We start from the raw sequence: 12,660 nt of genomic DNA, 5'->3' as shown, positions 1-12,660 counted from the left end.
GGGGCGGGGCACCGACTCCACGGCCGGTCGCGTCAGAAGACGCAGGGGATGCCACCGTCGGACTCGGCGTCGACACCGGGGCCCTGCACGGGCAGGTTGGCGGCCGGGTCGCCGCTGGGGGCGGGGCCGGGGGTGGTGGGCTTGTCGGCCGCGACGCCGGTGAAGGAGGTGCCGAGGGTGACCACCACGTGGTCCGCGGCGGTGCCGGCCGACTCGGTGGCGGTGACGCCGTAGCGGGCCGCGATCTGGTCGGCGGCGTCCTTGCCGCCCTTGCCGTAGGTGACCGTGGTGGTCTTCTGCTTGGTGCGGGCCGGGCCGGTGGTGCCCTCCTTGAAGCCCATCGCGACCAGGCTCTTGGCCTCGTTGCCGGAGGAGACTCCGGCGGCCGCGGAGGCGTTGTACACGTCGACGGTGGCCGGGGAGGCGGCCTTGGCCGGGGTGGTCGCGGTCGCCGAGGGGGCGGGGGCTTCGGTGGTCGGGGTGTCGGTGGCGCCGTCGGCCCCGGCGGCGGGCGCGGCGGCGTCGGCGTAGCCGAAGATCTGCTTGACGACCTTCTGGATCTTCGACGGGGTGACGATGTTGACGTCCTGGCCGTTGCGGGTGTCGAACTTGTCGAAGGTCAGGGTGTTGAACTCGACGTTGCCGCCGGTGAGCGCCGGGGCCTGCTGGGCGAAGTCCAGGACGTTCCACTCGTTGTCGATCACCAGGTCCTTCTGGACGACGCCGAAGAGGTCCTTCAGCTTGCCGAGGTCGCTGATGATGCCGTCCTGCTTGAGCTTGTGCACGACGGAGGAGATGAAGGCCTGCTGGCGGTGGGTGCGGGCGAAGTCGCCGCTGTTGCCCTTGCCGTCGTCCAGGTTGTGGCGCTGGCGGACGAAGGCGAGCGCCTGGGAGGCGTTGAGGGTGTTGATGCCCTTCTTGAAGTCGGCGCCGGAGCCCTGGCCCTCCATGGCCGGGTCCTTGGTGTCGTGGGTCAGGCAGACCTGGATCGGCTCGACGGCCTTGGCGATGTCGTAGAAGCCCATCAGGTTGACCTCGGCGACGTGGTCGACCGGCTGGTTCACGAAGGTCTGGACGGTGCGGATGGTGGCCGCGCGGCCGGCGTCGCGGCCGGCCTTCTCCAGGTCGGCGCCCTTGAGGCCCTTGGCCTTGGAGCTCCGGTCGAAGGCGTCCTTGGCGTTGCCGTAGGCCTCCTTGATCTTGTGCATGCCCTGCTGGGAGCCGTCCCCGTTGTAGGTCATGACGTAGTCGTCGCGCGGGATGGAGATCGCCTGCACCTTGCCGCCGCCCGCCGGTATGTGCAGCAGGATCAGCGAGTTGGTGTTGTAGCCGCCGATGTCCGAGCTGTGGCCGGCGTGCAGTTCGTCCTGGACGAACTGCGGGGGCAGGTCGGAGCCGTCCATGTTCTTGCGGCTGTCCAGGCCGATCAGCAGCAGGTTGACCGAGTTGTCCAGGTGCTTGGGGGCGTCCTTCTTGGTCTCGGCGATGGCGTTGGACGTCGTCATGCCGTCGGTGAGGGACGTGTACTCGTACCAGACCACCCCGCTCGCCGCGAACACCGCGAAGCCGACGGTGGTGGCCACCACCCGCCCGGCGATCAGCAGCGGTGAGTTCTTGCGGGGTGCCGCGTTCGTGCTGCGGCGCCCGGCGGCCCGGCCGTCCTCCTGCTGCTCACGGTCCTCAGCCATGCTGCCTCCTCCGGTCCCGGACCACCCGGACCACGATCACCAGCAGGGCCGCTGCCGCGGCCTGCGCCATCACGGGGAAGCCGTGCACCAGCCACTTCGCGGAGCCGGTGGCCAGGCCGTTGCCCTGGTACTTCTCGGTGTTCGCCGCGAATTCGACCACGGCCGTCACGCCGAGCACGACCACCGGCGAGGCGGCGACCACCCACCACCAGCCGCGGTGGGTGCAGAGCGCGGCCGCCAGGCCGGTGCCGAGCGCCGCGCAGAGGGCGAAGACCAGGCCCATGCCCGGCCCGGCGAGCTCGTCGATCACCGCGCCCAGCAGCGGGAGCCCGAGGGCCGCCACGGCGGGCAGGGTGGGCCCGCCGGAGAAGGGACGCGTGGGGCCAGTGGGCCGGGCCGCCGCCCGCCGTCGTGAACCCTGGTCGGACGACCGTCCTCGCTGCCCCGCCACTCACTCACCCCCGGTGTTCCCGTGCTTCGCGCGCCGCCTCGGCGCTGCGCCGGGTCTGCTGTGGAAGAGCGGTAGCGGCGCTGCCAGTACGGGACGCTGGTGTTCGGCCGGCCGGTTCCCGTTCTCGGTTTCCCGCTGCTGCTCGGGGGCAGGCACGTTTTCGGATTTGCTCTACAGAGGTGTAGAGATCGTACGCAGCATAGAGCACGCCTGTTCGGTGGCAGGCCCGCTCGTGAGCGGGCCTGCATACACTACACCGAGCAGTTTCTGAGAGGGTCGGCGGGGGCGCCGACGGAGAAGGAGAGCGTCGTGGCGACCACGGGCGGAGCGGGACGACCGGAGAAGCGCAAGGCGATCACCCGGGCCGCGACCACGGTGTTCGGGCGCGAGGGCTACGTCCGGGCCAGCATGGACGCGATCGCGGCCGAGGCGGGAGTGTCCAAGCGCACGGTCTACAACCACTTCGCCGACAAGGAGACCCTCTTCCTGTCGGTGGCACTGCAGAACTCGGCCGAACTGACCGAGCGGATCCGCGAGCTGATGGCGCACCACCTCGACCGGGTGCTGGACCTGCGGCGCGACCTCGTGGCCTTCGCGGTCGAGCGGGCGAACGCCGTGCTGTCCGCGGGCGAGCACGGGGCGCTCGGCCGGGCCATCCGCGCCGAGGTGGCCAACATCCCGGCGGACGTCCTGGAGGCCTGGCTGGAGGCCGGCCCGGTGGCCTCCCAGCGCGATCTCGCGGAGCGCTTCACGGCGCTCGCCGAGCGCGGGCTGCTGGCCGTCCGGGACCCTGAGCTGGCCGCCGAGCAGTTCACCCTGCTGACCTTCCACGGCGTGGCCGAACGCTCCTTCTGGGGCGCCCTGCCGGTGGCCGGCGCGGAGGTCGGGCGGATCGCCGAGCAGGGCGTGGACGCCTTCCTGACGATCTACGGCCCGGCGGCGGACTGACCGGGCGGACCGGGCGGACCGGGCGGACCGGGCCGGCGGACGCCGGTGGGCGGGGCGGCATCGGGCCGCCCCGCCCACCGGTCGTCGCGGGTCACTTCCAGTTGACGCCCTTGCCCAGGGTGTACGGCTCGCCCCAGTACTCGGCGCCGGACACCTTGGTCGCCTGCGGCGCCAGGGCCAGCACGCAGGAGGTGACCGACTGCCCGTTGGTGAAGCCCTTCGGGAAGGACGGGTGCGGGCACTTGTCGAAGGTGCCGATCAGCATCACCTCGCTGGCCTCCGAGCCGTCCGGCAGGGTGCCCTTCATCTGGGTCAGGCTGGCGAAGGACAGGTCGGTGCTGCCGGTGTTGGTGACCTTGAAGCGGACGTAGTACGGCACCATGCCCGCGGCCTTGTCGCCCAGCTTCAGCGGGGTGAGGTCGGCCGGGTCGCCCTTGTCGATCGAGGTGACCGCGAGCGAGACGGTGCCCTTGGTGCTGCCCGAGACGAACGGGATGGTGGCGGCCTCGCCGATCTTCACCGTGCTGCCCGCGGCCGCGGTCGGACCGGCCTGGGCCGGGGCCCCGCCGGTGGAGCCGCCCGTCGCCCCGTCGGTGGCGGCGCCGGTCGGCGCGGCCGCGGAGGCCACCGGGGTGGTCGGCGCGGCGGACGGCGTGGCCGGCGCCTGGGTGGCGGGCGGGGTGGTCGCGGTGTCGGACGAGGACGCGTCGTCGTTGCAGGCGGTCATGGTGAGCGCGCCGACCACGGCCAGGCCGGCCAGGGCCATGGTGCTGCGACTGGTGCGGATGGTCTTCACGTGATGTCCCCCGTTTTGCGGACCGCCGTCGCGGCGGTCCTCCTGAGGGACGTTCATAGCGCAGGGGGAACGCGGAACGCCATGCCTTTGGGGTCGTCTTGACGCCGCCGTGACGAGTCCCACGCGGGTCCGTGACAAGGGATGCCGAGTCGTGATCAGTGGTGCCCGAACCGCCCGCCACCTCGGGCGATCGGCGCCGTGCGATCCTGTGCGCCACGGCCGAGGGTGCCGCAGACGTCCCGAAGGCGGTCGATCGGGCCCGTCGGCCGGCGCCCGACCGCCTCCCGGACGGCTACGAGGCCCGCAGCACCAGCTCGTTGTACGTCGTGACGGCGGTGAACCCCAGCTGCCGGTAGAGGTGGATCGCCGGGGTGTTGTCCGTACGGACGTTGAGGCCCAGGTGGTCGGTGGTCGGCGCGAGGTGACGGGCCAGCGCGGTGACGCAGGCGCGGGCGAGGCCGCGGCCGCGGGCGTCCGGGTGGGTGACCACGTTGCCGAGCACGGCGACCCGGTGGGCGGGGGAGTGGACGTGCACCCCGGCGGCGGCCACCAGCCGGCCGTGCTCGCGGACGCCGACGTAGCCGCCGGCCGCCAGCAGCCGCCGGTCGAACCAGGACTCGGGGTAGGCCTCGGCCAGCAGGGCGTGCAGCGCGTCCAGGTCGGCCAGGATCAACGGCTCGGTGTGGTGGGCGGGTTCGGCGGGGAGCAGGCCCTGGTCCGGGAGGATCATCCGCAGCAGCGGGGTGCGGCGCTCGGCGGTGTAGTCGGGGGCGAGGGCCCGCTCGGCGCCGTCCGGGAGCCCGGCGGTGAAGCGGCGCGGAAGGAACGGCCGCAGCGCGCCCAGCAGTTCCTCCAGCGCGGGGACGGCGGCGGGCCGGGCGAAGGCGAGCAGGACGGGGGTGTCGCCGCCGCTGTAGAGCAGGGCGACCGGCCCGTGGCCGGGATCGGCCGTGTACCAGGCGGTGTTGGGCCACAGGGTGTCGTCCAGGTCGCCGAGTTCGAACAGGTGCAGGGCCGGGTCGGTGCGGAACCGTTCGGCGAGCGCGGTCCGGTCGTGCAGGCTGATGAGGGGCACGCGGTCGAGCTTAGGCCCGGCCCGAACCGGCCCGGCCTGTCCCGGCCCGGCCCGGACCGGGCCCTCCCGGACCGGCCCGTCCGTCGGCGGACGGACGGACCGGTCCGGACCGGGGCCCGCGGGGGTGCCTACTTGTGCCAGCGCTGCGCCGGGTCGTTGCCGTTGCAGGAGGTCACCGAGGTGTACTGGCCGATGCCGTTGCCCTTGAGGCACTGCCCGGTGGCGACGTTGCGGATCAGGTACCAGCCGCGGTCCTCGTCAGTGAGCCGCCACTTCTGGTTGGCGCCCATCCAGGCGCCGTTCTGCTGGTTGAGGCCGTCCCAGCCGCCGGGGGTGTCCCAGAGCTGGACGGCGCCGGTGCCGTGCGAGTCGAGGTCGAGCACCTTGCCGCCGCCGCCGTGCGAGATGGCGGTGGTGCCGTCGCAGTAGTCCCAGAACGTCCAGGTCTGGGCGGGGGACTGGTTGGCGGTGTAGGTGCCGACCAACTGGCCGTTGGCCTCGTTGTTCTGCGGCAGGTCGAGGGCGCCGGCGGAGCCGTTGACGACGCTCACGGTGGCGCCCACGGAGGGCCCGAGGTCGCAGGGGCCGGGCGTGGCGGCCTGGGCGGCCGGGGCGGCGACCAGGACGGTGGTGGCCAGGGCCGCGGCGGCGCCGAGTCCTGCGAGCAGGCGGCGGGTGCGGGTGGAGGTGCGGGTGGGGGTGGTCATGGCGGTTCTCCTGTCGGTGGGTTGTCGCGGTCGGTGTCGCTGTCGATGGCCTGTCGCCGGGGGCGGGCTGCCGCCGGGGCCGGTGTCAGACCTGGCCGAGGGTCAGCACGTAGCGGCCCCGCGTGCTGTCGCCCCGGCGGGGTGCGCGGCCGATGCCGAGGTGGTTGAAGCGCGGGTCGAGCAGGGTGTCGCGGTGCTGCGGGCTGTTCATCCAGCGCTGCATGGCCTCCGGCGCGCTGTCGGCCGCGGCGGTGATCTCGGCGGCGAAGCGGAAGGCGAAGCCGGCCGTCCGGATCCGGCGCCAGGGCGTGCTGCCGTCGGTGCCGTCGTGCTGGAGGAGGTCGTGCGCGGCGAGGTCGTCGGCGTGGCGCTGGGCGGCGGTGTTGAGCCGTTCGTCCAGGTGCAGCAGCCGGGCGCCGGCGTGGACGCGCCGGAAGTTGACGGAGGTCAGCATCTCGGTGCGGAAGTCGCCGCCGGCGGTCCGGCCCGCCGCCGCGGGGGTCAGGACCCGGCCGTCGCGTACGAGCGTGGTCATGGGTGGCGCCTCTCCTCGGGTGGCGCCCCGGGGCCGCGAGCGGCGCGGTCCGGGGCCGGATGAGGACTACCGTCCCGGACCGCGGTAGACAGGCGGTCAACGCGCGCAGCGGATGATCACCCGAGTCGGGCGAGCTGCCCTTCGACCTGCGCGGCGTCCTCGGCGAGGCCGAGCCGCCGGTACACCTCCAGCGCCTCGGTGAGCAGGGCCCGGGCGCGGCGCGGGCGGCCGAGGCCGGTGAGCGCGGTGCCGAGGGTGCGCAGCAGGGCGGCCTCCAGGGCGGCGCTGGTGCGGCGGGCCTGCGGCAGGACGGCCTCGGCGAGGTCGGCGGCGAGCAGCCAGCGGTCGGCCTCGGCGTGGATGCGGGCGGCGAGGTCCCCGGCGGCGGCCTCGAACACGGTGACCTGGAGGGCGGCGAACTCGTCCCGGGCGGTGAGCGCGTGAGTGAGGGCGGTTTCCGGGTCGCCGCACAGTCGCAGGACCCTGGCGAGGTAGTAGCGGCCGATCGCGGCGGAGACCGGTCCGGAGCCGGTCATCAGGCGGGCGCTGCGCTCGGCGGCTTCCCTGGCTTCGGGGAGCCGTCCGGTGTGGGCGGCGCTGAACGCGAACTCGCCGAGCGCGCTGCCCTCGGCCCGTCGGGCGCCGAGGCGGTGGAACAGTTCGGCGGCGCGGCCCGCGTGTTCGGCGGCCTCGGCGTAGCGGCCCTGGATCCGGGCGTTGCTGCCGAGGTTGATCAGGGCCTTGGCGAGCACGCGTTCGGTCTGTCGGTCGGTGCAGAGGTCGACGGCCCGGCGGATCTCCTCCTCGGACTCGGTGTAGCGGTTGATGTGCCAGAGCATGGTGCCGCGCAGGTAGCGGGCGAGGGCGAGCGGGCCGCGTTCGCCGCGGGTCTCGGCCTCCTGGGCGAGCCGTCCGGCGAGGTCGCCGATGACGCCGGTCTGGGTGCGTTCGGCGAGTACGGCGCCCATCCGGTCGGCGAGTTCGGCGGCGCGGTCGAGCGGCAGGGCGGGGTCGGCGCAGTTGAGCACGATGGCGGCGGCGTGTACGTCGGCCTGGTCGCGCATCCAGCGCACGGCTTCGGCGCCGTCGGTGATCGGCCGGCCGGCCGCGGTCACGGACGCGTCGAGCAGGCTGAGTTCGGCGGGTTCGGCCTTGCGGGCGGCCAGGTCGGCGTTGCGGGCGGTGGCGAGGCAGAAGTCGATGAACCGGTCGGCGGCGGCGGTGTGTTCGGCGGGGGGCTCCTCGGCGGCGAGTCGGCCCCGGGCGTAGTCCCGGACGAGGTCGTGGAAGCCGTAGCGGCCGAAGCGGGGAGAGTGCAGCAGGTTGAGGTCGACGAGGGTTTCGAGCAGTCGGTCGGTCTCGTCCTCGGTGCGGCCGAGCAGGGCGGCGGCGCAGGGCAGCGGCAGGTCGGGGGCTTCGGGGAGGGAGAGGAGGCGGAAGGCGCGGGCGAGTTCCGGGTCGAGGCGGTGGTAGGAGAGGGCGAAGGTGGCCTCCACGGTCCTTTCGCCGTCGCAGAGTTGGGCGAGGCGGTGCTCGTGGCGGAGCCCTTCGGCGAGGGCGGCGAGGGTGAGCGCGGGGTCGGCGGCGAGCCGGGAGGCGGCGATGCGGACGGCGAGCGGCAGCAGCCCGCAGGCCCGGACGACCTCCTCGGCGGCCTCCGGTTCGGCGGTGACGCGGTCGGCGCCGACGATCCTGGTGAGCAGTTCGAGGGCCTCGGCGGGCGGCAGGGTGTCCAGCCGCAGGTGGTGGGCGCCGGAGAGGCCGGTGAGCCGCAGCCGGCTGGTGATGAGGACGGCGCAGCCGGCGGCGCCGGGCAGCAGCGGTCCGACGTGCTCGGGGGCGGCGGCGTTGTCGAGGACGACCAGGACGCGCCGTCCGGCGAGGGCGGATCGGTAGAGGGCGCTGCGTTCTCCGGTGGCCGGCGGGATCTCGTCGGGGGCGATGCCGAGGGCGCTGAGGAAGCCGGCCAGCACGGCGCCGGGGTCGGGCGGGGTGCGGTCGGCGCCGCGCAGGTCGGCGAAGAGCTGTCCGTCGGGGAAGCGGTCGCGGACCTGCCGGGCGAGGTGCACGGCGAGGGCGGTCTTGCCGACGCCGCCCATGCCGTCCAGGGCGGAGACCGCCACGGCCCGGCCGCCGGCCCCGGCGAGCTGGTCGGCGAGGGTGTCGAGTTCCTCGGCGCGGCCGATGAAGTCGGGTAGGCCGCTGGGCAGTTGGTCGGGGGCCTGCCAGGGGCCGGCGGCGGGCTCGGGCTCGGTCCTGGGCGGCAGCAGGGTGGCGTCCTCGCGCAGGATGCGCAGCTGGAGCCGGGCCGGTCCGGGGTCGCCGGCGGGCAGGGTGGGGCGGGCGTCCTCGTAGACGGCGAGCGCCTCGGCCTTGCGGCCGGCCTGGTAGAGGGCGTGCATCAGGACGGCGGTGAGCCGGGGGCGGCCCGGGTGCTCCAGGGCGAGGGCGGCGGCCTCCGCGGTCAGGTCGGTGCGGTCGCCGAGTTCGGCGTCCAGTTCGAGCTGGGTTTCCTTGGCCGATATCCGTTGTTCGCCGAGCCGGGTGCGGACGGCTTCGGCGTGCGGTCCGGGCAGTCCGGCGAGGGGTTCGCCGGTCCACAGCCGCTGGGCGCGGAACAGCACGTCCCGGACGTCCTGTGGGGGTGCGTCGGTGCGGCGCAGTTCCTCGGCCTCGGCCAGGAGCGCCTGCCAGGCGAGGGCGTCGACCTCGGCTCCGGGCACCCGCAGCGCGTAGCCGTCGCCGACCCGGACCAGCGGCATCCGCTCCGGGTCGCCCCCGGTGTAGGGCCGGAAGGCGGTGCGCAGCCGGGAGACGGCGAGCTGGACGGCCTTGCGCGGGTCGGCCGGCGCGGCCCCGCCCCACACCCCCTCGACCAGCACCGGGACGGCCGCGGCCCGTCCGGCGGCGTCCAGCAGCACGGCGAGCACGGCGCGCTGCTGCGGCCGGCCCAGTTCCAGCTCCTGCTCCCCGTACCAGGCCCGCAGCGGGCCCAGCAGTCCGAAGCGCAGTCCGGCGCCCCCCATGTCAGTCATGTCCCGTCCCGAGAGTCGTCCCTGCGCCGGGATCCCGCCACTTCCGTCCGGACAGCGGCGCCCCCGTGTCCCGGCGACATATGCTCTGTCACAGATTGTGCACCGGATTCCGAGCTTCGAGGGGTGGGCTGTGTGGCTCGAATTCCGCGTGCTGGGGCCGCTGAGCGCCCGGTGCGACGGTGGTGAGATCGAGCTCGGCCGTCCGCAGCAGCGGGCGGTGCTGGCCGCGCTGCTGCTCGCCCCGGGGCAGTTGGTGCCGACGGACCGGCTGGTCGAGGGCTTGTGGGGGGAGGACGACAGCCGTTGGCCGAAGGATCCGGTGGGGCAGATCGGCACCCATGTGCACCGCTTGCGGCGGGCGCTCGGCGCCCCCGAGCTGCTCGTGGCGGCGGCGGGCGGGTACCGGCTGGCGGTGCCGCGGGAGGCGGTGGACCTCTTCCGCTACGAGGCCGCGGTGGCGGAGGCCGTCGCGCTGCGTCACCGGGAGCCGTCGCGGGCGCGGGAGTTGCTGGGGCGGGCGCTCGACGCCTGGACGGGCGGCCGGGCGCTGGACGGCGTGCCGGGGGAGTTCGCCGAGCGGGCGCGGGAGCGGCTGGCGGCCGGGCGCTTCGCGGCGGTGAAGGCGCTGCTCGACCTGGACGTGGCGCTCGGGCGGCACGTGGAGGCGGTGGAGCCGCTGGCCGTGCTGGCGGCGGAGTACCCGCAGGACGAGGAGGTGCACCGGCTGCACCTGCTGGCGCTGCACCGCTGCGGCCACCGGACGGAGGCACTGGCGGTGTACGAGGCGCTGCGGGAGCGGCTGGACCGCGAACTGGGGCTGGAGCCGGGGGCCGCCGTGGTGGAGCTGGCGAACCGGATCCGGAGCGGGGAGGCCCCGGCGTCGCTGCGGCGGCTGCCCCGGCCGAGCCAGCTCCCGTCCGACATTCCGGACCTGGTCGGGCGGGCCGGCCTGGCCCGGCGGGCGGAGCAGGCCCTGCGGGCGGGCGGCGGTGCGCCGGTGGCGGGCGGTGCGCCGGTGGTCGGAGGTGCGCCGGTGGCGGGCGGTGCGCCGCTCGCGGGTGGTTCGCCGGTGGTCGGGCTGTCCGGTCCGGCCGGCAGCGGTAAGTCGGCGTTGGCGGTGCACGTCGCCCATGCCGCCCAGGACGCCTTCCCGGACGGACAGTTGTACGCGAGCGGAGGGGAACCGGGCACGGTCCTGGCGGCCTTCCTGCGAGCCCTGGGGGAGCGGCCCGTGGGCGGCGCCCCGGTCGGGGAGCTGGTCGAGCGCTACCGCGCGGCACTGGCCGGGCGGCGCGTCCTGGTGGTGCTCGACGGGGTGCCCGAGCCCGGGCCGCTGCTGCCCGCGACCAGCGGGTGCGCGGCCGTGGTGACGGGGGCGGACCCGGGGGCGCTGCCCGGCGACGCGGTCCGGCTGACGGTCGGAGCGCTGGAGCCGCACGACGCCCACGAGCTGCTGGCGCGGATCGTGGGCGTGGAGCGGATCAGCCGGGAGCCGGCCGCGGTCGCCGAGCTGGCCGAGATCTGCGGCCACCTGCCCGTCCTGCTGCGGACGGCGGCGACGCGGCTCGCGGCCCGGCCCTGGTGGTCGGTGGCGGACCTGGTCCGGTGGTTCACCGAACGGGGGTGAGGCCGGGCGACGGGGGCGGCTTAGTACGGGTCGGTGCTCTGGAGGGTGACCGAGCTCGGGCTGCTCTCGAACCGGGAGGTGTAGTTGATCCGGAGCCCGCCGAAGCCCCAGACCTCCAGGGTGGCCCGGTCGCCGGGGGAGCTCTTGAAGGTGTCGGTGCGCCAGCAGACGTAGTTGTTGGCGTCGTAGACGACGAAGTTGCCGTCGCCCTGGAGGATCGCCCGGTTGCCGCAGTTCGCGGTGTTCGTCGCCCACCTCGGCTCGTACCGGTTGTCGGTGCGGTAGAGGACGAGGTTGCCGTCGGACTGCATGATCAGCCGGGTCTTGCCGGTGTCGAGGGACTGGCCCTGGTAGAGCGTGAACGGGTCGTTCACGGTGATCCGGGGCTGCTGGTCGGGGTCGAGCGAGTCGGCCTGCGCCGTCCCCGCCGTCGCCACCGACCCGGTCAGCGCCAGGAGGCCCGCCGCCACCGTCATGGCCATGTGCCGCATCGTCTTCGTCGCCTTCATGTCCCCGTGCTGCCTCTCTCACGTGAGTGCGCGCCCGTGAAAGTGACGGGCGCCCTGCGGTGGGGATGATCATGGCGGAAGGCGGTAGACAAACGATAAACGTGACATTGAGGGGCGGGCCCGCGCGGGATCGTTGATCGCATGTCAACCGAGGCACGAGAGCTTCGGGGCATGGAGAACACGACCACCGCAACCGAGGGCGCCCGTACGAAGCGCCCGCTGCGAGCCCTCGCCGCCACCGCCGTCGCGGCCGCCGCGCTCGCGCTCAACCTCGTCTCCGCGGCGCCGAGCAGCGCCGCGGCGCCCACCTGTTCGGGGGTGCCGTCCGGCTGGGACCACCTCACCCAGGGCATGTGCCTGCGGGGCGGCGAGCGGATGTCCTCGCCGATCCAGTACGGCAGCGAGGGTCTGGTGGCCACGGAGGAGGCGAACGTCCTCAGCTACCAGCAGGACGGGAACCTCGTCGTCTCGCACTGGAAGAGCTGGATCCCGCCGGAGGTCGGTGGGGCGCCCGACCTCGGCTCGCTCATCGAGATGATCCAGCGCTGCGTGTCGTTCCACGACTGCCAGGACGGCGAGACGGTCGTCGACATCCTGTGGCAGTCCGGCACCCAGGGCCGGAGCACGGGCGAGGCCGTGATGCAGGACGACGGAAACTTCGTGGTGTACGACGGCAACGGGAACGCGGCGTGGAACAGCGGCACCTATCAGTGCGGCGGCTCCTACGTGTGGGGCCGGATGCAGACCGACGGCAACTTCGTCCTGTACAAGGGCCACGCGGCCGGCGACAACAACTGGAAGCCGGTCTGGTCGACGAAGAACGGGCGCACCGCCGAGCCCTGCTGAACGGTCAGGAGGCGCAGCGCAGCGCGGCGCGGAGGGCGGGACGGCCGGGGCCGTGCCGCCCTCGTCGGCTTCGGCGTCAGGGGTTTCGGCGCAGCGGGTGACTGGGGCCGACGCCCCTCGACAGTGCAGCCTCCCGGGAGCCGCCTCCCTGTCACGGTGAACCATCCCGGTCACAGCCCTAGTTGTGCAGGTACGGGCAGGTGTTCGTCAGGATCTGCCACACGGTGCAGAAGTCCGTGCCCCCGGCGCGGACGGACGGGACGGACGGGGTGGCCGCACCGGCGGGCACGGCCAGCGCCCCGAGCAGGGCACAGGTGCCGATGACGAGTGCGGCGATACGGCGCATGGGGCTGCCTTCCCACGAGGCGACTGGTCCACCCGGCCCTACCCGCCGTCCCGGCCCACACACCCGATGTCGCCGGTGTGAGTGACGGGCCGGCGAA

Annotated in this window: 12 protein-coding genes; 3 read left to right on the top strand and 9 right to left on the bottom strand. The window is 74.2% G+C overall.

Annotation, left to right across the window (positions count from 1 at the left end):
* Window positions 1-32: 32 nt before the first annotated feature.
* Both ACZ3YL_RS13335 and ACZ3YL_RS13330 read right to left on the bottom strand, forming a co-directional pair.
* The gene (locus ACZ3YL_RS13335; RefSeq protein ID WP_465657179.1) at window positions 33-1,688 is read right to left on the bottom strand and encodes an LCP family protein; all 1,656 of its coding nucleotides are present in this window, start codon (window positions 1,686-1,688) and stop codon (window positions 33-35) included.
* Window positions 1,681-2,031 carry a DUF6542 domain-containing protein gene (locus tag ACZ3YL_RS13330; RefSeq protein ID WP_465657178.1) on the bottom strand — a complete coding sequence of 117 codons (351 nt, stop codon included), beginning with the start codon at window positions 2,029-2,031 and terminating at the stop codon, window positions 1,681-1,683. Before ACZ3YL_RS13330 ends, ACZ3YL_RS13335 begins: the two co-directional genes overlap by 8 nt.
* Before the next feature lie 417 nt (window positions 2,032-2,448).
* On the opposite strand from ACZ3YL_RS13330, the gene ACZ3YL_RS13325 reads away from it, so the two are divergent.
* Window positions 2,449-3,087, top strand: a complete 639-nt coding sequence (locus ACZ3YL_RS13325; RefSeq protein WP_465657176.1) for a TetR/AcrR family transcriptional regulator — start codon at window positions 2,449-2,451, stop codon at window positions 3,085-3,087.
* A 91-nt stretch (window positions 3,088-3,178) separates the two neighbouring features.
* On the opposite strand, the gene ACZ3YL_RS13320 is transcribed toward ACZ3YL_RS13325, so the two are convergent.
* The 5 genes from ACZ3YL_RS13320 to ACZ3YL_RS13300 all read right to left on the bottom strand — a co-directional run bounded on the left by ACZ3YL_RS13320 (window position 3,179) and on the right by ACZ3YL_RS13300 (window position 9,235).
* Window positions 3,179-3,883: a hypothetical protein gene (locus tag ACZ3YL_RS13320; RefSeq protein WP_188309206.1), complete on the bottom strand. Its 705-nt coding sequence runs from the start codon at window positions 3,881-3,883 to the stop codon at window positions 3,179-3,181.
* Between the two features lie 292 nt (window positions 3,884-4,175).
* Window positions 4,176-4,958: a GNAT family N-acetyltransferase gene (locus ACZ3YL_RS13315; RefSeq protein WP_465657173.1), complete on the bottom strand. Its 783-nt coding sequence runs from the start codon at window positions 4,956-4,958 to the stop codon at window positions 4,176-4,178.
* Between the two features lie 128 nt (window positions 4,959-5,086).
* The gene (locus tag ACZ3YL_RS13310) at window positions 5,087-5,665 is read right to left on the bottom strand and encodes an RICIN domain-containing protein (RefSeq protein ID WP_465657171.1); all 579 of its coding nucleotides are present in this window, start codon (window positions 5,663-5,665) and stop codon (window positions 5,087-5,089) included.
* A gap of 85 nt (window positions 5,666-5,750) precedes the next feature.
* The gene (locus tag ACZ3YL_RS13305) at window positions 5,751-6,200 is read right to left on the bottom strand and encodes a CAP domain-containing protein (RefSeq protein WP_465657168.1); all 450 of its coding nucleotides are present in this window, start codon (window positions 6,198-6,200) and stop codon (window positions 5,751-5,753) included.
* A 116-nt stretch (window positions 6,201-6,316) separates the two neighbouring features.
* Entirely contained in the window at window positions 6,317-9,235 is a 2,919-nt protein-coding gene (locus ACZ3YL_RS13300; RefSeq protein WP_465657166.1) for an AfsR/SARP family transcriptional regulator, read from the bottom strand.
* 130 nt (window positions 9,236-9,365) lie between these two features.
* Here ACZ3YL_RS13300 and ACZ3YL_RS13295 point away from each other — a divergent pair, with 130 nt between their 5' ends.
* Window positions 9,366-10,862 (top strand): AfsR/SARP family transcriptional regulator, encoded by a 1,497-nt coding sequence (locus ACZ3YL_RS13295; protein ID WP_465657163.1) that lies wholly within the window; start codon window positions 9,366-9,368, stop codon window positions 10,860-10,862.
* Between the two features lie 20 nt (window positions 10,863-10,882).
* Here ACZ3YL_RS13295 and ACZ3YL_RS13290 read toward each other — a convergent pair whose 3' ends face one another.
* Window positions 10,883-11,371: a hypothetical protein gene (locus ACZ3YL_RS13290; protein WP_188309200.1), complete on the bottom strand. Its 489-nt coding sequence runs from the start codon at window positions 11,369-11,371 to the stop codon at window positions 10,883-10,885.
* A gap of 171 nt (window positions 11,372-11,542) precedes the next feature.
* On the opposite strand from ACZ3YL_RS13290, the gene ACZ3YL_RS13285 reads away from it, so the two are divergent.
* Window positions 11,543-12,217, top strand: a complete 675-nt coding sequence (locus ACZ3YL_RS13285) for a hypothetical protein (RefSeq protein ID WP_465657161.1) — start codon at window positions 11,543-11,545, stop codon at window positions 12,215-12,217.
* A gap of 178 nt (window positions 12,218-12,395) precedes the next feature.
* On the opposite strand, the gene ACZ3YL_RS13280 is transcribed toward ACZ3YL_RS13285, so the two are convergent.
* Window positions 12,396-12,563, bottom strand: coding sequence for a hypothetical protein (locus ACZ3YL_RS13280; RefSeq protein ID WP_188309198.1), 168 nt, complete (start codon window positions 12,561-12,563; stop codon window positions 12,396-12,398).
* Window positions 12,564-12,660 lie beyond the last annotated feature (97 nt).

Source organism: Kitasatospora sp. NPDC023176, assembly GCF_055560495.1.
The sequence above is the reverse complement of the archived record's forward strand: the minus strand, read 5'-3'. Positions and strand labels throughout refer to the sequence as shown.

Coding starts and splice junctions, on each gene's coding strand:
- ACZ3YL_RS13285 (WP_465657161.1), top strand. CDS start 11,543: ATGGAGAACACGACCACCGCAACCGAGGGCGCCCGTACGAAGCGCCCG.
- ACZ3YL_RS13290 (WP_188309200.1), bottom strand. CDS start 11,371: ATGAAGGCGACGAAGACGATGCGGCACATGGCCATGACGGTGGCGGCG.
- ACZ3YL_RS13305 (WP_465657168.1), bottom strand. CDS start 6,200: ATGACCACGCTCGTACGCGACGGCCGGGTCCTGACCCCCGCGGCGGCG.
- ACZ3YL_RS13335 (WP_465657179.1), bottom strand. CDS start 1,688: ATGGCTGAGGACCGTGAGCAGCAGGAGGACGGCCGGGCCGCCGGGCGC.
- ACZ3YL_RS13280 (WP_188309198.1), bottom strand. CDS start 12,563: ATGCGCCGTATCGCCGCACTCGTCATCGGCACCTGTGCCCTGCTCGGG.
- ACZ3YL_RS13300 (WP_465657166.1), bottom strand. CDS start 9,235: ATGACTGACATGGGGGGCGCCGGACTGCGCTTCGGACTGCTGGGCCCG.
- ACZ3YL_RS13310 (WP_465657171.1), bottom strand. CDS start 5,665: ATGACCACCCCCACCCGCACCTCCACCCGCACCCGCCGCCTGCTCGCA.